A 19,682-nucleotide genomic window follows, 5' to 3' on the forward strand; every position below is an offset into this window, starting at 1 on the left:
TGGAGAGCGAGGCGCCGCTTCTCCCGCTGGTCGGTTGGCTGTGCCTTCCGCTGGTCGAGGCGCCGCTTCTCCCGCTGGTCGAGTAGCTTCCGAGCGAAGCGAGGCAGCGTATCGAGACCACGCTGCCCTCAACCGATCGGCGTCCACCGGCAATCGCGGAGGACCACCTTGCCGTCGCGGACCGGAACCCCTTCGTCCCGTAGGCGTTCGAGTTGTCGGCCGGCCAGGTGGGTGGCAGGTTTCCCGCTTGCGGTGATGACGCGATGCCACGGTAGGTCAGCCGAGTCGGTCCGCATGATCCATCCGACGATCCGCGGGCTGGACAGGCCGACGGCCGCGGCCAGGTCGCCGTACGTGGTGACCTGACCGACCGGGATCGCGCCGACCAGGGCGCGCACCTGCTCGACCTCGTCGTCGGTGACCGCCGCCATGTCAGCCCCGATCGACCATCGACCGGATGACTCGTGCAGTGAGTTCGGGCGCCAGGAACGGCACCATGTGTTCGCAATCGGCGTGCACGATCTCGACGGAGTCGGGACGTTCGGTGGCGCAGGCCTCGAGAAAGGCGGGCCGGACGAACGGCGGGTCGACCCGATCGGCGACGACGACCGTGGTCGGTAGACCTGGCGGCGGCAGCACGGCGTCACGGGCCATCTCGCTCCACGCGGTTGCCGCGGCCGGGGCGGACACCCGCCACCCCACCCGCCCGTTTGTGCGGTCGGTGAGGTGGTCGTCGATCTCCTTGTCCAACAGCTCTTCCGGGATATCTGCCCACCCTTCCGCGCGTTTGGCCGACTTGGCCGCCGCTGCGTCCGCGTAGTCCCAGTGCTCGAGGCTGTCGGTGGCGACCTGGAGGGTCATGGCGGGATCGAGGCCCTGCGCCGGGTCGAGCAGGACCAGTCCGCGGACCGAGTCGCTGCCCAGCCGCTGGGCGAGGCGCACCGCGACGGCACCCCCGAACGAGTGGCCCACCACGACGAACGGGTGGGCGTCCACCGGGATGTGCTGCTCGACCACGACGATCAGAGAAGCCACGTGCTCCTCCAATGACCACGGCGGTTCCCACGGTGAGTATCCGTGCCCGAGCAGGTCGGGGGCGATCACCCGCAGGTCCGGGAGGTGATCGGCGGCGAGCGACTCCCATCGCTTGCCGTGACCGGTGAGTCCGTGGATCGCGAGGACGTGCGGTGCCTCGGGTGTGTCGGTCCCGAAGACGTAGGTGGTCAACGACATGACTGCCATCCTGCCGCATGTCCGGCGGACCGACCCCCGAGGATCGGGCAGGCACGGGGGTCGAGCCCGGAGCGGTGTCGTGGTCGCGTGATTCCATAGGGTCATGGCACGTCGCGTCGATTCCACGCCGGGGACTGGCACCGCGCTGCGCACCCGCCTGATCGCCACCCGGGCCGGTGCAGACGATGCCGCCCGGCAGTGGCCTGCCGACGTCCGGGCGGCGATCAGCGGGTCGGCGTCGGCGGATCCCGGCCGACCGTGGTCGCCGATCCGTGTTCATGGTGGTCCCGGCACCGGGAAGACCGCCCTGATCGTCGACGCCGCGGTGTCCCGACTGGTGCGCCCAGCGGTGGATCCCGAGTCGGTACTGGTCCTGGCCTCGTCACGGCGTGCCGCCGGAATGCTCCGCGAGGAGATCACCCGCCGGGTGCTGGCGGCGGGGCCGGGCGCCGATGCCGACGGCGCCGGTCATGCACTGCGCGAGCCTCTCGTGCGCACGGTGCACTCCTACGCGTTCGCCGTGCTCCGACTGCAGGCGTCGGCGCACGGAAATCCGCCGCCCCGCCTGATCACCGGATCCGAACAGGACATGGTGCTGCGTGAACTGCTGGCGGGCGACCTCGAGGACGGCGCAGAGTATTGGCCAGATCGGCTGCGACCGGCCCTGGGCACCGATGGATTCGCACAGGCGTTGCGCGACCTGATGATGCGGGCCGCCGAACGCGGGGTCGGCCCGGAGGAGCTGTCCGCCCTCGGGCGCCGTCATCGCCGCCCGGAGTGGGTGGCGGCCGGCCGGGCGTACGGCCAATACGAGCAGAACATGCTGTTGCGCGGCGCGGTCGGCGCGGACGCCCCGGGCGCGTCGGCGCCCGCCGTCGATGCCGCGGAACTCGTCGGGTCGGCGCTTTCGGCATTCGCCACGGACCCCGATCTCCTCGCCGGGCAGCGGCGACGAATCCGGCATCTCCTCGTCGACGATGCGCAGCATCTCGATCCGCAGGCATCGGCGCTGGTGACCCTGATCGGCACCGGCACCGATTCGACCGTCGTCGCCGCCGACACCGATCAGTCGGTGTTCGGTTTCCGGGGTGCCAGCCCTCGGTTCGCAGACGAGCTCGCCGACCGCGGTTCCGACCGGGATATCGTGCTGACACAAGGTTTTCGAAATCATCCGGCGGTCGCCGTGGTCGGCAATGCGTTGGCATCGCGACTCCCGGGGGCTCGTCCTCATCCGTATCCATTGCCGCCGGAGGTGAGGTCGGACGGTACCGACCCGAACGACGACCCGCTCGGCGGAGCCGAGGTCAGGGTCTTCAGCTCGGGCGCCAAGGAGGCCACGGCGGTCGCTGATCTGTTGCGTCGCGCGCACTTGTTCTCGGGGGTCCCGTGGTCCCGGATGGCGGTGATCGTGCGTTCGGTATCGCTGGCGTTGCCGGCGTTGCGTCGCGCATTCCGTTCCGCGGGTGTCCCGGTCACCACGCCGACCAGCGACCTGCCGCTGCATCGTCAGCGTGCCGTCGCGGCGCTGATGCAGGTTCTGCGTGCCGTCGCCGCGCGCGGGTTGTCCGACGACGACGCCATGGAGGCGTTTGCGGTGGAGGACGCGGTCGCATTGCTGTCCGGCCCCGTCGGCGGTGCCGACCCGGGTGCGATGCGCCGACTGCGCCGCGGGGTCCGCCGGTTCGATGAGCGGACGGGCGACGGTGGCGCGGCCACCGATTCGCTGATCGCCCTCCGGCGTGCGATCCTCGACCGCACGGAGGCCGAGCGCTATCTCCGAGCGCTCACCGACGCCGAGGCACGCCCGCTGGTCCGCGTGCTCGAGGTGGTCGATGCCGCCCATCGGACCGATGTGGCACGCCGCGGCGTCGAGGAGACCCTGTGGGCGGCCTGGCAGGCGACCGGTCTGGAACGTCGGTGGATGGCGAGTGCGATCCGCGGTGGCCCGGCCGGGGAGCAGGCCGACCGCGATCTCGACGCGGTGATGGCGATGTTCGAGGCGGCCGCCGGATTCGCCGACAATCTGCCCGCGGCGGGACCTGCCGGTTTTGTCCGATACCTTGCGGCACTGCAGATCCCACGGGACAGCCGCGTTCCGGGTGCGGGTGCCGACGCGGTGACCGTGCTGTCGGCCCATGCCGCCGCGGGCCGCGAGTGGGACGTCGTCGCGGTGGCCGGTGTACTCGACGGTCTGTGGCCGTCACTGCGCAGCCGGGGCAGTGTGCTGGGGACGGGTCAGTTGGTCGATCTGCTCGATGGAGTGGATCCGGAGGCGCTGGACACGGTGGCTCGCACCACGTCTGCGCTCGCCGACGAGCGTCGGCTGCTGCTGGTCGCATGTACGCGGGCGCGGCGACGACTGCTGGTGACGGCGGTGGAGGACGGCAGCGGCGACGCGTCGCCGTCGCGGTTCGTTGCGGAGATCGCTGATGCCCTCGCCACTCGTCGGGAGGGCTCGACGGAGGCCGTGGACGAGGAGCCGATGGAGCCCTTCGCGGAACTGCCGTTGGATCCGGGCGTCGACCGGGTGCTGTCGTTGCCGTCGTTGATCGCGACGTTGCGGTCCGCGGTGGTGGCCGGCGCCGGGAGCGGAGCGAGCGGGCCGAGTGTGGGCGGCGCCGGGAGCGGAGCGAGCGGGCCGAGCGGGCCGAGTATGACCGGCGCCGGGAGCGGCGAGCTCGATGCGCGTACCCGGGCCGCTGCAGAACTGCTCGCCGAACTCGCCGACTCGGATATTCCCGGTGCTGCTCCGAAGGACTGGTACGGATTGGCGGGCCCGAGTTCCGATGCGGCCCTGTGGACCCCCGACCGTGGGCCGGTCATGTTGTCGCCGTCGAATGTCGAGTCGTTGACGCGATGCTCGTTGCGCTGGGTTCTCGAACGGCATGGCGGCCGCGACGGCGACGGCACGCCCGCGCTGACCGGGACCTTGGTGCACACTCTGGTGCAGGCAGTGGCCGGCCAGATCGAGCCTGCCGAGGTGACGGCCGCGCTGCGTGGCATCTGGGACCGGGTCGATACCGGGGCGGCGTGGTACTCGGTGCGTGAGCTCGAACGGGCCGAGGCCATGCTCACGAATTTCCGTGACTGGCTGCGACTCTCGCGTGACGATCTGTCGGAGATGGGTGTCGAGGCGGAGATCGACGCGACATTGCCCGCCGGGTCTCAGGACGCCGGTGCGGACGGCGATCCGGAGGTGCCGGTGCGCCTGCGCGGCCGGATCGACCGTCTCGAACGCGACCGCGATGGGCGGCCGGTGGTGGTCGACGTGAAGACCGCGAAGACCGCGATCACGAAGGCGGACGCGCAAGATCACGCACAGTTGGCAACTTATCAACTCGCGCTGGCACTGGGCGGGGTCGAGGGCATCGGCGACGGCGACCCCGGCGGCGGTCGCCTGGTGTACGTCTCGGCGGCGAACCGGAACAGCGGCGCCACCGAGCGGGTACAGGAACCTCTCACATCGGATCGGGTGGACGAGTGGATCTCGGTGGTACGCAAGGCGGCCCGGGCCAGCGTGGGTCCGGGCTTTGCCGCAACGCTGAATCCCGGATGTACCCATTGCGCGCTGGCCACCAGCTGTCCCGCGCAACTGCGCGGCAAGACGGTGATCGATGACTGACCGACTCGTGAGGTCGAGGATCTCCGCGGTGTCGCTGGCCGCTGCCCTCGGGTTGCCCACACCGACGCCTGAACAGGTGGCCGTGATCGAGGCGCCGATGGAACCTATCCTCGTCGTCGCCGGCGCGGGGGCCGGCAAGACCGAGACCATGGCGGCTCGGGTGGTGTGGTTGGTGGCCAACGGTCTCGTCGCGCCCGATGAGGTGCTGGGGCTGACCTTCACGCGAAAGGCGGCCAGTGAGTTGGGGGTCCGTATCAGGCGTCGACTGTCGATGCTGGCGGGGTCGCCCGCGTTGCGTGGCTGGGATCCCGATGGTGCCATCGCTGCGCGCCTGAACGGTGGTGACCCGGAGGTCAGCACGTACCACGCCTATGCCGGACGGCTCATCGCCGACTACGGTCTGTTGCTGCCGGTGGAGCCGAATTCCACGTTGTTGTCGGAGACCGAGCTGTGGCAGATGGCGTTCTCGGTGGTCGCGAACTGGACCGGGGAGTTGCAGACGAAGAAGGTGCCGGCCAGTGTCACCGAGGCGGTGCTGAAGCTGTACGGCGAGATGGCCGAGCACCTCGTCGACATGGACGACCTGCGACGCACGGGCGACGACCTGTATCAATTGATCGCGACGTTGCCGAAGGGACCACGCCAGCGCGACACCCCGACCCAGGCCCTGCTGAAGGTGCGCGACGTGATCGACGAACGTCGCGAGCTGATCCCGATGGTGGAGGCGCTGTCGGAATCCATGCGGGCGGCCACCGCGCTCGACTTCGGCAGTCAGATGTCGCTGGCGGCGCGCTTGGTGATGCGCAACCCCGAAGTGGTTGCCGCCGAACGGGAATCGTTCAAAGCGGTGCTTCTCGACGAGTATCAGGACACCGGTCACTCGCAGCGAATCCTGCTGGCGACGTTGTTCGGGGTGGCGCCGGGCCGCCGGGGGTCGGCGCCACCCCGCGGGCGCGACCCAGTCGGGAGCGTCGCCGTGACCGCCGTCGGCGACCCCATTCAGTCCATCTATGGGTGGCGTGGTGCGTCGGCTGCCAATCTCCCCAGGTTCACCGACGACTTCCGACAGTCCGACTCGTCGCCTGCGGTTCGGCTGGAATTGCTCACCAGCTGGCGAAATGCTGTCCACGCGTTGCGCCTCGCGAACGAGACGTCGGACGAGCTGCGTCGTCGGGGGATACCCGTCAGTGTGTTACGGCCACGTCCCGACGCTCCGCTCGGCTCGGTGCGACTGGCACTCACCGAAACCGTCGTCGACGAGCGGAGCTGGGTCGCAGACCATGTGGAGCGGCACTATCGTGATGCGGAGGCGGCCGGCGAGGCCCCACCCACCACGGCAATCCTGGTGCGGCGCAACGAGGATTCCGCCCCCTTGGCGGCCGAGCTGGAGAGTCGCGGCATCCCTGCCGAGGTCGTCGGTATCGGGGGCCTGCTCCATGTCCCGGAGATCGAGGACATCGTGGCCATGTTGCGGGTGATCGCCGACCCGATGGCCGGTACCGCGGCGATGCGTCTGCTCACCGGCGCACGATGGCAACTCGGCGCAGGTGATCTGGCGACGCTGTGGCGACGCGCGACCGAGTTGGCCGCGGTCGAGTCGTATGGTTCGACGGGCGTGGTGGCGTCCCGGGAGGAGCTCGACGAAGCCCTCGACGCTGTCCTGCCCACGGAGATCGTCGACCGTGCCGGGATCGCGGATGCCATCGTCGATCCCGGTGACGCACAGCGGTACAGCACCGAGGGATACGCCCGTATCCGTGCCTTCGGGGCGCAGCTGGAGTCGTTGCGTCGCCGGATCGGTCAACCGCTGCCCGAGCTGGTGGCCGACGTCGAACACACCATCGGGGTGGCGGTGGAGGCGCAGATCCGCGCCCATCGCATGCGTGGCGCGATCACCGGGCGTGAACACCTGGACGCATTCGCCGACTACGTGACCGCATATGCCGACCGACCCGGAGCGAATCTGCCGGGGTTGCTGGCGTTCCTGGACACTGCGGAGACCATCGAGAAGGGGCTCGAACCCGGTCGGATCGAGGTCGCCGAACAACGGGTGCAGATCCTCACCGTGCACGCCGCGAAGGGCCTCGAGTGGGATGTCGTGGTGCTGCCGCATCTGTGTCAGGGCATCTTTCCCGGCGGGCGCGCCGACACGACCTGGCTGGGCAGCGCCAAGGAGTTGCCCGCGGCATTGCGTGGTGATCTGGCCGACGGCACCGATGCGGAGGGATTCCCGGCGTTGGATCTGCGGTCGGTGTCGGATCGCAAGGAACTCGAGACGACTCTCACCGAACACAAGGAGGCGATCGGGCAGCGGCGGCTCGAAGAGGATCGTAGGTTGCTCTATGTCGCCCTGACCCGTGCGAAACACGAGCTGTTGATCTCGGCTCACCATTGGTCTGAGACCGGCGACAAGTCCCGGGGCGGTTCACCGTTCTTCGAGGAGATCCGCACGATCATGTCGGCGTCCATCGCCGACCCCGACGTGGATTCGACCGACATGGTGATCGACGTGGACGCACCGGAGCCGGCCGACGATGCGACCAACCCGCTGGCAGAGCGGATCGTCAGCGAGTCGTGGCCGCGTGATCTTCTCGGCGAGCGCCGACTCGCGGTGACGGCTGCGGCCCGCCTGGTCCTCGATGCGATCGCCGATCGGGACGCACCGGCGCTGTTCGATGCCCCGGCGTCCGAGCAGACGGGCGACGACGAAGACGACGAGGAGATCGCCGCGTGGCGCGCCGAGGTGGCGGCTTTGCTGGCCGAACACCACAGCACCAACCAGGCAGAGGTCGATGTGGAGCTGCCGACGCACTTGTCGGTGAGCCAGCTCGTGGAACTCGACACCGACGAGGCGGCGTTCGCTCGGCGGCTGCGACGCCCGACGCCCTATCAGCCCAACCCGACGGCTCGGCGGGGTACTGCGTTTCACGCCTGGGTCGAGCGGTGGTTCGGCGCGACCCGCCTCCTCGATGTCGACGAGTTGCCGGGTGCCGCCGACGGGACCGCGTCGCCCGACGCCGACCTCGATCAGCTGCGTGATGCGTTCTTGGCATCGACGTGGGCACAGCGCAGCCCGACCGAGGTGGAGGTGCCGTTCGAGACGGTGATCGGTCCGACGGTGATCCGCGGCCGGATCGATGCCGTCTTCGCGGAGGCGGGCGGGCGGTGGCTGGTGGTGGACTGGAAGACGGGGTCGGTGCCGGAGCCGGCTCGCCGGGAATCGCTTTTCGTCCAGCTCGCCGCCTACCGGATCGCCTGGGCGCAATTGGCCGGTGTCCCGCTCGAGAACGTACGCGCCGCATTCCACTACGTGCGGTCGGGTTACACACTTGAGCCCGACGACCTGCCCGATCGGCCGGCGCTCGCTGCAATGCTGGCGAAATGAGCTAGATTCCACTCGTGAGCGAACGGCGGTACGGCTGATGCGGTCCAGGGGGTTTCGGCGGCGACTGCGGTCCGAGGAACTCGCGGACAGCCCCGACTACGCGCTGGTCGGAGTTGTCCGGATTCCCGAACTGCAGCAGAGTCCGGGTCGGGCGATCGGCAAGCGGGTGGTCTTCGCCGTGGTCGCGTTGTTCGCGACCTCGATCATCGTCTATCTCGACCGCGACGGGTATCGGGACGTCCAGCCGAACGCACTGTCGTTCCTCGATGCGATGTACTACTCCGCGGTGACGCTCTCGACCACCGGATACGGCGACATCACTCCGTACACCCCGTCCGCCCGGCTGATCAACCTACTGATCATCACCCCGTTGCGCGTGCTGTTCCTGATCGTCTTGATCGGTACCACACTGGAGGTGCTGACCGAACGGTCGAGGCAGGCGCTCAAGATCCAGCGTTGGAGGAACAGCGTGCGCAATCACACCGTCGTCATCGGTTATGGCACCAAGGGCCGGACCGCGGTGGACGCGATGATCGGTGACGGCATCAAGCCGGCCGAGATCGTCGTGGTCGACTCGGACCCGCACATCTTGGAGGCGGCCGCTGCCGACGGCCTCGTGACGGTCCGCGGTGACGCCACCAAGTCGGATGTCCTGCGGCTCGCGGGCGTGGCACACGCGGCGAGCATCGTGGTCGCGGCCAATCGCGACGACACCGCGGTGCTGGCGACGTTGACCGCCCGAGAACTGAATCCACGGGCGAAGATCGTGGCGTCCATCAGGGAATCGGAGAACACCCACCTGATGCGGCAGTCGGGTGCGAACTCGGTGGTGGTGTCGTCGGAGACGGCAGGACGGTTGCTCGGTATCGCGACCATGACACCATCGGTGGTGGAGGTCATCGAAGATCTCCTGACACCCGATGCGGGGTATGCGATCGCTGAACGCGAGGTCGACCCGACCGAGACCGGTGGGTCGCCCTCGCACACCCGAGACATCGTGCTCGGGGTGGTGCGCAACGGGGTATTGCACCGCGTCGACGACAGTGAGGTCGAACAGATCGAGGCAGGGGACAGGTTGCTCTACGTGCGCAAGGGACAGTCCGAATGATCGGGGATCAGTTCGTGTTCGACCAGCCGCCGCTGTTGTCGCGCGCGACGTTCGACCGAGCCGATGAGATCCGTGACGACCCGGCACGCATGCAGGCGGGGTGGTCGACGGCCCGCATGCTCCTGATCGATTCCAACGGGCGCTACCCGGTGTCCGACGGTGGTGGTCTGCACTGGCTCGCCGCCATCGAGTTCGCCGACGAGCCGCTCGCGGACGCGGTGTTCCTCGGGATCGGCGGCGCCGAGAGCGCCGGCGCGGATCTGTGGGCTCGGCGTGTCGATCACATCGACGGTCCCACCGACGACCCGCGTCGCGGTGCGCACGGCCTGGACGCCGACGAGGCAGGGCTCCTCGCCACAGCGCTGGGCATCCTGAACTGGCATGCCACCGCACGCTTTTCGCCGGTTGACGGGTCCGCGACAGTCCCGGCTCGCGGCGGTTGGGTGCGACGGCACGTGGACACCGGCGCCGACGAGTTCCCGAGAACCGACCCCGCGATCATCACCGTCGTCCACGACGGTGGCGATCGGCTGCTGCTCGGCCGGCAGGCGATCTGGCCCGACGGCTGGTACTCGACCCTCGCCGGATTCGTCGAACCCGGAGAGTCGCTCGAACAATGCGTCGCGCGCGAGGTCCACGAGGAGGTCGGCATCACCATCCGCGAACCTCGCTATCTGGGAAGCCAGCCATGGCCGTTCCCGCGGTCGCTGATGCTGGGTTTCGCCGCCATCGGAGACCCCGACGAACCTCTGGAGTTCTTGGACGGGGAGATCGGCGACGCCGTCTGGTTCGACCGTGCCGAGGTGATCGACGCCCTCGAGGAGGGCGCCGAGTGGGTGCGCGGCGACGGATCCGTGGGCACGGGGACAGACGAGCGCAGGTTGCGCCTCCCGGGGTCGATCTCCATCGCGCGATCGCTCATCACGGCGTGGGCGTACGCGGATCGCTGATAGCGGCCTCGCCGGGAACAGTGCGCCGTTCCGTGCTGTTATGGGTGGCATGAGCAATGTGATCGATGACGACGCCTCGGCCCGGGTTTCCGACACCGGCGAACTGACGATGTACACCACGAGCTGGTGCGGCTACTGTGCGCGGCTCAAGACCGGACTCAAGAGCCTCGGTCTGACGTGGCAGGAGGTCGACATCGAGCTCAATCCCGACGCCGCGGAGTTCGTCGGGAGCGTCAACGGCGGCAACCACGTGGTCCCGACCGTTCTGTACGCCGATGGCAGCACGGCCACCAACCCGTCGATCGCAGACGTCAAGGCCAAGCTCGGCGTCTGATCGCCGCCGGTGACGGCGATACCAACTCTCGCCGACCGTGCGCAGAATCTCGCCGACCGTGCGCAGATCGGCGTGGCGAGACGTGACGATCGGGTGTCCGTGCCGGATGGCATAGTGAACCGGTGCCCGATCTCCACCGCATCCTCGACGGTCTCGACCCCGAGCAGCAGCGGGCGGTGCTCGCCCCGCGCGGCCCGGTGTGCGTGCTGGCGGGGGCCGGGACCGGGAAGACGCGGACCATCACCCGGCGTATCGCGCATCTGATCGACAGTGGCCAGATGAATCCGAGTCAGGTGCTCGCCGTCACGTTCACCACACGCGCGGCGGGCGAGCTGCGTTCGCGACTCAGGTCGCTGGACATCGCGGGCCCCGGCAATTCGGTTCAGGCGCAGACATTTCACGCGGCGGCCCTGCGTCAGCTGCGATACTTCTGGCCGCGCGGTCTGAGTTGGGAGCTCCTCGACCACAAAGTCCCGCTGGTGGCGCGCGCCGCCCGTCACGTCGGCCTGACCACCACCAGCGAGTCCTTGCGTGACCTGACGTCGGAGATCGAGTGGGCCAAGGGATCCCTCATCACACCCGGCGAATACGTGGCGCACGCCGGTGCCGCCGGTCGCGACACCCCATTCCCACATGATGCGGTAGCCGCGGTCTTCGACACGTACGAGACTGCGAAACGTGATGGTGCACATCTGCTCCTGGATTTCGACGACCTGATCATCTACGCAGGCGAGCTACTTCGGGAAAGCGACCATGCAGCCGACTTCCGTTCGCGCTACCGGTGTTTCGTCGTCGACGAGTATCAGGACATCACACCGGTCCAGCAACGGCTCCTCGAGGCGTGGCTGGGGGAGCGCGACAACCTGACGGTGGTGGGCGACGCGAACCAGACCATCTACTCGTTCGCCGGCGCGACCGCGAAGTACCTGTTGGACTTCACCCGCCGCCACCCCGAGGCCACCCTGGTCCGTCTGGAACGTGACTATCGATCCACTCCCGAGGTGGTGTCACTGGCGAATCAGGTCATCGGTGCCGCGACCGAGCGCTCACCGGGCACGAGGCTGGAGCTGGTGGGACAACGTCCCCGCGGCCCGGTTCCCCGACCGGCCGAGTTCGCCGACGACCTGCGCGAGGCCAACGGGGTCGCCGCGCAGATCAAACACCTGGTGAACTCCGGTACCTCACCCTCGGAGATCGCCGTGCTCTATCGCGTGAACGCGCGGTCCGAACGTTTCGAGGAGGCACTCACCGAGGCCGGCATCCCCTATCAGGTACGGGGATCCGAGGCGTTCTTCATGCGCACCGAGATCGGCCAGGCGATGCGCAACCTCGAGGCCGCCGCCGGCCGCGACGACCTGCCCGCCGGCGCCGAGACCACGCGGGTGGTACGCGCCGTCCTGGCGCCCCTCGGCCTGAGTGAGACCGAACCGGCGGGGCCGACGGCGAAGTCCCGATGGGAATCGTTGCGTACGTTGATGTCCGTTGTCGACGAGATCATCGCCGACCAGCCCGGTATGACCTTGCGACGCCTGGTGTCGGAGCTGGCATTGCGGGCGGGCGAGCGGCACACCCCCGCGCAGGTCGGTGTCACGCTCGCGTCGCTGCACGCGGCCAAGGGGCTGGAGTGGGACGCGGTCTTCCTGGTCGGACTCACCGAGGGATCGGTTCCCATCACCCAGGCGATCGAACACGGTGACGAGGCGATCGAGGAGGAACGCCGGCTTTTCTACGTGGGCATCACCCGCGCTCGCGAGCACCTCTACCTCTCGTGGAGCCTGTCGCGGTCGGGCGGCGGACGGGCCACGCGCCGACGAACGCGATTCCTCGACGGCATCGACCTCGATCCGAATCGGAGCGGGCGATGCACGGTGTGCGGAGCGGAGCTGGTGAACCCGGAGTCGCGGGTGCGAGGTCGGTGCGCGAGTTGTCGCATCGAGGACCGCGACGAGTCGCTGGTATCCGCGCTGAGGGTCTGGCGGGCCGACCGTGCGCGGCGGCGTGGCGTGCGGGAACTCGCCATCCTCACCGACGCGATGCTGGATGCGGTGGCCGACCAGCGGCCGGCAGATGCCCGGTCGCTCGGTGCGATTCCGGGCATCGGACCGACGAAACTCGAGGAGTTCGGTCCAGAACTCCTCGACCTCGTCAAAGGTCGCCGGGTTGAGTAGCGACGGGTGAACGAAGTGAACGCGACGCGTATCGAAACCCGCCGGGTTGAGTAGGCACGCGCGAGCGTAGCCGCCGGGTTGAGTAGGCACGCGCGAGCGTAGCGAGCCCGCGCCGTATCGAAACCGAGCCCGCGCCGTATCGAAACCGAGCCCGCGCCGTATCGAAACCGAGCCCGCGCCGTATCGAAACCGCAGGTCAAAAATGGGTTGTGCGAAGTTTGTCCCACCCCCTAGTCTTGATTCGTCAGCACGGGGTGCTACCTGTTTGTCCGTAATGGGTCGCCTCACATGTGGAAGCCTGCGAGCACGGAAAGGAGCGGATCAGTGAACGGAATCAACATTCAGGCGAGCGTCAGCGTGCCTGTGGCGATGCCTCTGGCACCGACGGCGGCGTCGATCGACTTCTTCGTCGGTATGAACTTCCGTCGCGACCGCTCCTGGGTCGATGTGACCCATGTGTGCCCGATGGCAGCCCATGCGCCCGCCGCAGCCGTACCGCTCGCAGACCCGGCAATCGCCGGCGCGCGAGCCGAGCAGCGGTTCCCCGTGCAGATACGAAGTCTGCGGAGACGTTAACTCCGCACCTTTCGGGCCACGGGCGAATCGCAGACGCGAACCCGTGGCCCTTGTTGTAGATACCCGAAATCGATCTCATCCCAGGTGATGAGCTTCCATTTCGACTACTTCACATCGAGGACTCCGGGTTCAACACCCAACACGAGTAGATGTGGAGAGCAAGATGACCGTCGATTGCGTTCTCGAATCGTGTCTTTCGGCGGACCACGTGTCGGTCGATGGCCTGGACCTGCCCTGCCAGGTGGCCGACGCCGATCTGTGGTTCGCCGAGGATCCCCGAGATCTGGAGCGGGCCAAGGCAATGTGCGCCGAGTGCCCGCTGCGTGAGGCCTGCCTGCGGGCCGCGCTGGACCGTGCCGAGCCCTGGGGGGTCTGGGGCGGCGAGATCCTCGATCGCGGCACCGTGATCGCGCGGAAGCGCCCGCGCGGTCGGCCGCGGAAGAACGCCGCCTGATGGGGCGGCTGCCCGTCGAGGCGCTCGCAGGCTCGCTTCCTCAGGGATCGGTCGGTGCTCGCAGGCTCGCTTCCTCAGGGGTCGAACGGAATTCCCGGTCCCTGAGGAGTGAGCTTGCGAACGTCACGAAGGGGGCCGAACTCAGTCGGCGAGACCCGGCACCCACTTCTCCATGATCGCGCGGTACGGCGCATTCGCCTCGAGCTGTGAGGCGATGCCGACACACCCTGCCAGCACCCGGAACACCATCACATAGTTCTTGGGCACGTTCAGGTTTCGCGATGTCTTGTAGACGTCGCCGCGGACGTCGGTGGCCTTGCCGGCGGCGCGTTGCATCCACTTGCGGGTGAAGTGGAAGGACTCGGTGTAGAGCGGGTCGACATAGGGCTTCAGGTAGGCCTCGATGTCGGCCGGGCTCACTCGATCGGCATGCGAACGCCGGATGAAGTCGGTCTGCACCATCAGCTCTTTGAGCTCTTCGTACTGCTTGTCCCGCGCCAGACGAAGAATGGGTCCGGTCTCTGGTGGAAGTCCGTTGGGATAGTGACCGACCGCGCCGAAGTCGAGGATGCCGAAACGGCCGTCGTCCATCAGGAAGAAGTTCCCGGGATGCGGATCGCCGTGGAGCAGTCCGACACGGAACGGTGAACTCACCTCGAAGGTGGCCATTTTCGCGGCCGCGTTGTCGCGGGTCGCCTGGTCGCCGTCGGCGATGACCTTCGACAGCCGGGTGCCGTCGATCCATTCGGAGACAACCACCTTCGGTGCGCTCGCCACGACCTTGGGAACCAGGAAGTCCGGGTCGCCGTCGAAGACCTTGGCGAAGGCGCGCTGATTGTCGGCTTCCCCGAGATAGTCGAGCTCGGCCTCTGTCCGGTCGATGAGTTCGTCCATCATCGCCCTGACATCGGTGCCCGGCGACAGCTTCTGCAACAGACCCGACATCCGGGACAACGTCTTCAGGTCCGCCTTGAGGGCGTGATCGGCACCCGGATACTGCACCTTGACGGCCACGGCGCGGCCGTCCGACCAGACGGCCCGGTGGACCTGCCCGATGCTGGCGGACGCGGCGGGTTCATCGGAGAACTCACGGAATCGTTCGCGCCACTTGGTGCCGAGTTGCTGGTCGAGAACCTTGTGCACCTTGGCTGCAGGCAGCGGCGGCGCCTCCGCCTGCAATTTGGTCAACGCCTCGCGGAAGGGCTCCCCGAACTCGTCGGGGATGGCGGCCTCCATGATCGACATGGCCTGACCGACCTTCATGGCGCCGCCCTTGAGCTCGCCGAGGACGGCGAACAGCTGGTCGGCGGCCCGTTCCAGCATTTCCTGCTGGACCTCGTCCTTGTCCCTGCCCACCATGCGTTTACCGAGACCGGCCGCTGCGCGTCCGGCCATACCGATGGGCAGCGACGCCAACTTGGCGTTGCGTCGTCCCTGCCCCCGAGTGATGTCGCTCATAGCGTCCTTTCCCCACCTCAGGATAGAGGACGGGCCCGTCCCGACGACCGCCACACCCGAGCGCCGGGCTGCTGCCGTGGTCAACCGGCCTGCGCGATGATCGGGCGGCAATCGCACAACGGGTGCGGTGGCCATTCGACCACTGCGAGTCTTGCCGGATCTGCGTGGAATTCCAAAGCGCGATTGAATAATTGGGGTGTCGACGTGGTCGACGTGCCGGCCCAGAGCGCGCCCGCGAGCTGTTCGATCTGTTCGTGGGTGAGTGCGGCGGTGCTGCGGATGGTGCCGGCACTGGCATAGCCCGGCTGACGCACCATCTGCGCGGCCAGGAGGGGCCAGTCCGGTTCCATCGTGGTGCGATGATGATCCGCGCACCGGAGACAGCTCGAGAGACCGGGCAGCACGAGTGGTCCGATCACGCCCACTCCGTCTCGGACGCGCACCTGCAGATGCGGGATGCGGGCGGCGATGAGTGCGTTGACGACAGCCGGGTCGTGCACCAGGAAGTCGGTGAGCACCACGAGGTTCGCATCCCACCCGTCGACCGTGTCATGGGGACGACGAGTCGACCGGCGCGGCACCATCCCCACCTCGGTCAGCGAGGCGGCGAGGAGGTCCGACAGGGGGCCGCGTCCATGCAGACGGATGCGCAGCGTCGACGACGATCTGCCGTTGTCGGTGGCGATCGCCTGGCCGGCGGCGGTGAGCCTGCCGACGATGGTGGCGAGATCGGCTGCGGTCAGGCCGATCGACCGCGCGCGGCGCAGCATCTCTCCCCGCGACCGAGGGCGGCTCAGATCACGCACCAGCGTCGCGACCGCGTCCGCGCGGACCGGCGAGGAGAGCTCGATGATCAGGCTGCGGTGCGGATCGCTGCCGACATGCACGCGATTGCCGGGCCGGACCAGAACCGGTGTCCCCGGTCGTACCAGCGGGAGGCTGCTCGGCAACTCGATGGTCTCGCGAGCACCTCGGGATTCGTCCGGGGGACGTGGGTGCCGGGCGCTCGGATCGGACATGACGTCACTCTGCCACCCCCGGAGGCGGTCTCAGGTGTCGTGGAACAGGTTGTGCACAAGTCGGAACGCCTGTGTTCAGTGCGGTTGCGGTGGTGCGGGAGCGTCCTGTACCACCGCGGCGATCACGACGTGCCGGAGTCGCGGGGCGGGTCGTCGGAGTCGGGGGAGTCGTCCGGCTTCGCGCCCTGCGACTCCTGGTCCGCGCGCTCCTGCGCGAGGGTCGCCTCGAGCTGAGCGATCGGGTCGTCGAAGGAACTGGCCCCGCCGCCGATGACGCCGTCGATGAACGCCGCCGGATGGTCGAGATCGTCGGCGTCGGGCATCAGATCCGGATGTGCCCACACCCCGTCACGAGTCGACATGTCGCCTGCCTCCAACAGTTGCCGCCAGAGGGCGGAGGCCTCGCGCACCTTGCGTGGCCGCAACTCCAGGCCCACGAGCGTCGCGAAGGTCTGCTCGGCGGGCCCGCCGGTGGCACGGCGCCGCCGCATCGTCTCGGTGAGGGCGGCCGCGCTCGGGATGCGGTCGTCGAGAGCCCTCGACACCACCTGCTCCACCCAGCCCTCGATCAGTGCGAGGAGGGTCTCCAGCCGGGCCAGCGCTGCCTGCTGCTCGGGTGTGGTGGTTGGCTCGAACGACGCCGACGACCCGATCAGCTCCTCGAGCTTGGACGGGTCGGACAGGAGTTCCTGCGGATCGATGCCGGACGTCATGTCGGCGATGCCACTGAAATCGATGCTGATGCCCCGCGCGTACTCCTCGACCGTGGACAGCAGACGCTGCCGCAGCCACCCGACGTGGGTGAACAGGCGTACGTGCGCGGCCTCCCGGGCGGCGAGGAACAGGATGATCTCCTGCGCCGGTTGCTCGAGCCCCTCGGCGAAATTCGCGATCGCCTCGGGCAGGAGGACCGCGGTGCCCTCCGGGGCCAGAGGGAGTCCGACGTCGGTCGAGGTGAGAACCTCCTTGGCGAGCTGGCCGAGTCCCTGGCCGAGCTGCGTGCCGAAGGCCATCCCGCTCATCTGGGTCAGCATGCCCATCATCGGGCCGGCGAACTGGGCGGCCTCTGCGGGCAGATTCTGTTCCCAGGTTCGCGAGAGTTGGGTGGCGACCGGATCGCAGAGCCGCTTCCAGGTCGGCATCGACTCTTCGAGCCACGTCACCGGCGTCCACGCGACGGCCTGCCGAACACCGCCGGGGAAGGTGGTCACATCGTCGAGCCAGACGTCGGCCAACCGGACCGCGTCGGCGACGGCCTGGGTCTCCTTGTCGAGCACCGGTGTGAAGTTGCCGATCTGCTGGCGAGCGAGGTTCGTGGCGACCTGGTAGTTCACCGGACCGCCACCCGCACCGGGCGCCATCCCGGCGCCCATACCGCTGAACATATTGCCCAGCTGGGAGAACATCTGGCCGAGCTGGGACGGATCGAAACCCTCGGCGCCGCCCATCGCGAAACCGAACGGATTCTGCGGGTTGCCCGGGTCGCCGGGGGACGCGTCGTTGCCGGACTTGTCCTCGCGACGCTTGTCCTCGCCGCGGCGTTCGTCATCGTCGTCGCCGGAGGGGGAGAACCCGAAGGGCAGATCACTCATGCCTCCACGGTACCGCCCGCCAGGCGTCCCGGCGTTCGCCTTGAGCGTAGGCGGCTCAATGTAGGAGGGGTCCGTTACTGTGAGCGGAATGAGCTTGCAGCCCGGGCATCGTCGGATCGCGACCGTCGCCGTCACCGCGCTGGTCTTCGTCGCACTGCTGTTCGTCGGGACGACCGTGCAGGTGCCGTTCGTGGCACTCGGCCCCGGCCCGACCGTGAACACACTCGGCACCCTCGACGACAAGTCCGTGGTCGACATCACCGGCACGCCCACCGATCCGACGACCGGAAATCTCAACCTGACGACCGTCTCGGTCACCGACGGCATGTCGATGTTCCAGGCTCTCGGGATGTGGATCTCCGGCACGTACACGCTGGAGCCGCGCGACCGCCTGTACCCGCCCGATCAGTCACCGGACGATGTCCAGCAACAGAATCAGCAGGACATGACCGGCTCGGAGGACAGCGCCACCGCCGCGGCCCTGCGCTACTTGAACCGGCCGACCAAGGTCGTCGTCGCGACCGTCGCTCCCGGCGGCCCGTCCGCGGATGTGCTCCGGCAGGGCGATCAGGTGCTGACGGTCGCCGGCAAGCAGGTCTCGACGACGGCCGAGATGCAGGCCGCGGTCAAGGGCAATGCTCCGGGCGCCGTCGTTCCCATCGAGATCGATCGCGGCGGCACCAAGCAGACGGTGACGGTCACGCTGGCGGCTCGTCCCGACAACCCCAAGGTCGGTTATCTCGGCGTCACCCCCGAGGTGGTGAATGCCGATCCGGCACTGAAGATCTCATACAACGTCGGTGACATCGGCGGCCCGTCGGCCGGGATGATGTTGACTCTGGCGGTGATAGACCGGCTGAGTCCGGGCGAACTGACCCACGGCAAGTTCATCGCGGGGACCGGGACGATCGACGAGGACGGTGCGGTCGGCCCGATCGGCGGCATCACGCACAAGACGCGCGCTGCCCGGGACGCCGGCGCCACCGTCTTCCTCGTGCCGCAGCGCAATTGCGCGGAGGCCACCTCGGATGCGCCCGACGGGCTCACCCTGGTGAAGGTGGACAACCTGCAGGGCGCCGTCGACGCGCTCGGCGACGTGGGCGCAGGGCGTCCCGCCCCGCACTGCTGATCTCCGCCTTATGTCAGCTGTCGGGGCCGTGGTCGAGCGTGTGCGCCAGGGCGGCGCGCAGATCGGTGGCCAGGTCGTGATGGGTGAGCAACTCGATGCCGGCCGGATCGGCGCCCCTCTCGGGACGTAACTGCATCAGGGCCAATGTGCAGCCGTCGCGCAGTGCGCCGATCGCGAGCCGGGCGGGGCGCGCACCGGGATGGGCGTCGGCCGAGGCGCGTAGGACGGCGTCACCTCCGGTCGGGTCGTCCGGGTCGCCTGGCACCTGCAGAAACGCCGTATCCAGGTCCGCCTCGGCCTCGGGCGGCAGCACAAGGATCTCCTGGACGAGCGCGGCGCCGGTGACCGGGGCCGGCCACGTCGTGGTCGCGAGGATGTGTTCGAGGTCTGCGTTGCCAGACGGCTCGGAGCCGATCGGAAGGGACTCCTGCGCGATCGGACTCAGTTCGGAGTCGTCGTCGGGATCGATCAGATCCGGTTGGGTTTGCGCCAGCGTGGCTGTCGGGACCAGGGCGAACAGGATCGGCGGCTGATCCCAGCCGTTCTCGTCGACGAATGTCACGATGTCGCTCAGAGCGCGGCCCAGCGCGTCGGGTGAGAGGCCGTCGGGCGACAGTGTTGGCTGATCGGTCACCGGTCCATCTTGCCGCGTCC

At 68.4% G+C, this 19,682-nt stretch carries 15 protein-coding genes; 9 read left to right on the forward strand and 6 right to left on the reverse strand.

All coding sequences use genetic code 11. The annotated features are described in order from the left end of the window. Nucleotides 1-128 precede the first annotated feature (128 nt). A complete protein-coding gene (locus tag ACPXCG_RS08615; RefSeq protein WP_425791076.1) occupies nucleotides 129-431 on the reverse strand; it encodes an MGMT family protein in 303 nt (100 codons plus the stop codon). Between the two features lies 1 nt (nucleotide 432). After that, nucleotides 433-1,233: an alpha/beta fold hydrolase gene (locus ACPXCG_RS08620; RefSeq protein WP_425791078.1), complete on the reverse strand. Its 801-nt coding sequence runs from the start codon at nucleotides 1,231-1,233 to the stop codon at nucleotides 433-435. A 103-nt stretch (nucleotides 1,234-1,336) separates the two neighbouring features. On the opposite strand from ACPXCG_RS08620, the gene ACPXCG_RS08625 reads away from it, so the two are divergent. The 8 genes from ACPXCG_RS08625 (at nucleotide 1,337) to ACPXCG_RS08660 (ending at nucleotide 13,830) form a co-directional block, all read left to right on the forward strand. Then, entirely contained in the window at nucleotides 1,337-4,855 is a 3,519-nt protein-coding gene (locus ACPXCG_RS08625; RefSeq protein WP_425791080.1) for an ATP-dependent helicase, read from the forward strand. Beyond that, nucleotides 4,848-8,240: an ATP-dependent helicase gene (locus ACPXCG_RS08630; RefSeq protein ID WP_425791082.1), complete on the forward strand. Its 3,393-nt coding sequence runs from the start codon at nucleotides 4,848-4,850 to the stop codon at nucleotides 8,238-8,240. The genes ACPXCG_RS08625 and ACPXCG_RS08630 overlap by 8 nt, the downstream gene beginning before the upstream one ends. A 37-nt stretch (nucleotides 8,241-8,277) precedes the next feature. Continuing rightward, nucleotides 8,278-9,348, forward strand: a complete 1,071-nt coding sequence (locus ACPXCG_RS08635; RefSeq protein ID WP_425791084.1) for a potassium channel family protein — start codon at nucleotides 8,278-8,280, stop codon at nucleotides 9,346-9,348. Beyond that, entirely contained in the window at nucleotides 9,345-10,298 is a 954-nt protein-coding gene (gene nudC / locus ACPXCG_RS08640) for an NAD(+) diphosphatase (RefSeq protein WP_425791086.1), read from the forward strand. The genes ACPXCG_RS08635 and nudC overlap by 4 nt, the downstream gene beginning before the upstream one ends. A 49-nt stretch (nucleotides 10,299-10,347) precedes the next feature. Next, nucleotides 10,348-10,632, forward strand: a complete 285-nt coding sequence (locus ACPXCG_RS08645; RefSeq protein ID WP_425791088.1) for a mycoredoxin — start codon at nucleotides 10,348-10,350, stop codon at nucleotides 10,630-10,632. Nucleotides 10,633-10,754: 122 nt separating this feature from the next. After that, nucleotides 10,755-12,800 (forward strand): ATP-dependent DNA helicase UvrD2, encoded by a 2,046-nt coding sequence (locus ACPXCG_RS08650; protein WP_425791090.1) that lies wholly within the window; start codon nucleotides 10,755-10,757, stop codon nucleotides 12,798-12,800. Between the two features lie 324 nt (nucleotides 12,801-13,124). After that, nucleotides 13,125-13,376, forward strand: coding sequence for a hypothetical protein (locus tag ACPXCG_RS08655; RefSeq protein ID WP_425791092.1), 252 nt, complete (start codon nucleotides 13,125-13,127; stop codon nucleotides 13,374-13,376). A 163-nt stretch (nucleotides 13,377-13,539) separates the two neighbouring features. Next, nucleotides 13,540-13,830 (forward strand): WhiB family transcriptional regulator, encoded by a 291-nt coding sequence (locus ACPXCG_RS08660; protein WP_425791094.1) that lies wholly within the window; start codon nucleotides 13,540-13,542, stop codon nucleotides 13,828-13,830. Between the two features lie 141 nt (nucleotides 13,831-13,971). Here ACPXCG_RS08660 and ACPXCG_RS08665 read toward each other — a convergent pair whose 3' ends face one another. From ACPXCG_RS08665 to ACPXCG_RS08675, 3 genes are all read right to left on the reverse strand, one after another. Further along, nucleotides 13,972-15,288, reverse strand: coding sequence for an ABC1 kinase family protein (locus ACPXCG_RS08665; RefSeq protein WP_425791096.1), 1,317 nt, complete (start codon nucleotides 15,286-15,288; stop codon nucleotides 13,972-13,974). A gap of 80 nt (nucleotides 15,289-15,368) precedes the next feature. After that, the gene (locus ACPXCG_RS08670; protein WP_425791098.1) at nucleotides 15,369-16,307 is read right to left on the reverse strand and encodes a hypothetical protein; all 939 of its coding nucleotides are present in this window, start codon (nucleotides 16,305-16,307) and stop codon (nucleotides 15,369-15,371) included. Nucleotides 16,308-16,429: 122 nt separating this feature from the next. Continuing rightward, nucleotides 16,430-17,899 (reverse strand): zinc-dependent metalloprotease, encoded by a 1,470-nt coding sequence (locus ACPXCG_RS08675; protein WP_425791100.1) that lies wholly within the window; start codon nucleotides 17,897-17,899, stop codon nucleotides 16,430-16,432. A gap of 88 nt (nucleotides 17,900-17,987) precedes the next feature. On the opposite strand from ACPXCG_RS08675, the gene ACPXCG_RS08680 reads away from it, so the two are divergent. Continuing rightward, nucleotides 17,988-19,028 carry a YlbL family protein gene (locus ACPXCG_RS08680; protein ID WP_425791102.1) on the forward strand — a complete coding sequence of 347 codons (1,041 nt, stop codon included), beginning with the start codon at nucleotides 17,988-17,990 and terminating at the stop codon, nucleotides 19,026-19,028. A gap of 13 nt (nucleotides 19,029-19,041) precedes the next feature. On the opposite strand, the gene ACPXCG_RS08685 is transcribed toward ACPXCG_RS08680, so the two are convergent. Beyond that, nucleotides 19,042-19,662, reverse strand: coding sequence for a PPA1309 family protein (locus ACPXCG_RS08685; RefSeq protein ID WP_425791104.1), 621 nt, complete (start codon nucleotides 19,660-19,662; stop codon nucleotides 19,042-19,044). Nucleotides 19,663-19,682 lie beyond the last annotated feature (20 nt).

Source organism: Gordonia sp. DT218 (assembly GCF_049847105.1).
In the GTDB taxonomy this organism is placed as follows: Bacteria; Actinomycetota; Actinomycetes; order Mycobacteriales; family Mycobacteriaceae; genus Gordonia.

Coding starts and splice junctions, on each gene's coding strand:
- ACPXCG_RS08615 (WP_425791076.1), bottom strand. CDS start 431: ATGGCGGCGGTCACCGACGACGAGGTCGAGCAGGTGCGCGCCCTGGTC.
- ACPXCG_RS08645 (WP_425791088.1), top strand. CDS start 10,348: ATGAGCAATGTGATCGATGACGACGCCTCGGCCCGGGTTTCCGACACC.
- ACPXCG_RS08670 (WP_425791098.1), bottom strand. CDS start 16,307: ATGTCCGATCCGAGCGCCCGGCACCCACGTCCCCCGGACGAATCCCGA.
- ACPXCG_RS08625 (WP_425791080.1), top strand. CDS start 1,337: ATGGCACGTCGCGTCGATTCCACGCCGGGGACTGGCACCGCGCTGCGC.
- ACPXCG_RS08660 (WP_425791094.1), top strand. CDS start 13,540: ATGACCGTCGATTGCGTTCTCGAATCGTGTCTTTCGGCGGACCACGTG.
- ACPXCG_RS08620 (WP_425791078.1), bottom strand. CDS start 1,233: ATGTCGTTGACCACCTACGTCTTCGGGACCGACACACCCGAGGCACCG.
- ACPXCG_RS08635 (WP_425791084.1), top strand. CDS start 8,278: ATGCGGTCCAGGGGGTTTCGGCGGCGACTGCGGTCCGAGGAACTCGCG.
- ACPXCG_RS08680 (WP_425791102.1), top strand. CDS start 17,988: ATGAGCTTGCAGCCCGGGCATCGTCGGATCGCGACCGTCGCCGTCACC.
- nudC (WP_425791086.1), top strand. CDS start 9,345: ATGATCGGGGATCAGTTCGTGTTCGACCAGCCGCCGCTGTTGTCGCGC.
- ACPXCG_RS08675 (WP_425791100.1), bottom strand. CDS start 17,899: ATGAGTGATCTGCCCTTCGGGTTCTCCCCCTCCGGCGACGACGATGAC.
- ACPXCG_RS08665 (WP_425791096.1), bottom strand. CDS start 15,288: ATGAGCGACATCACTCGGGGGCAGGGACGACGCAACGCCAAGTTGGCG.
- ACPXCG_RS08630 (WP_425791082.1), top strand. CDS start 4,848: ATGACTGACCGACTCGTGAGGTCGAGGATCTCCGCGGTGTCGCTGGCC.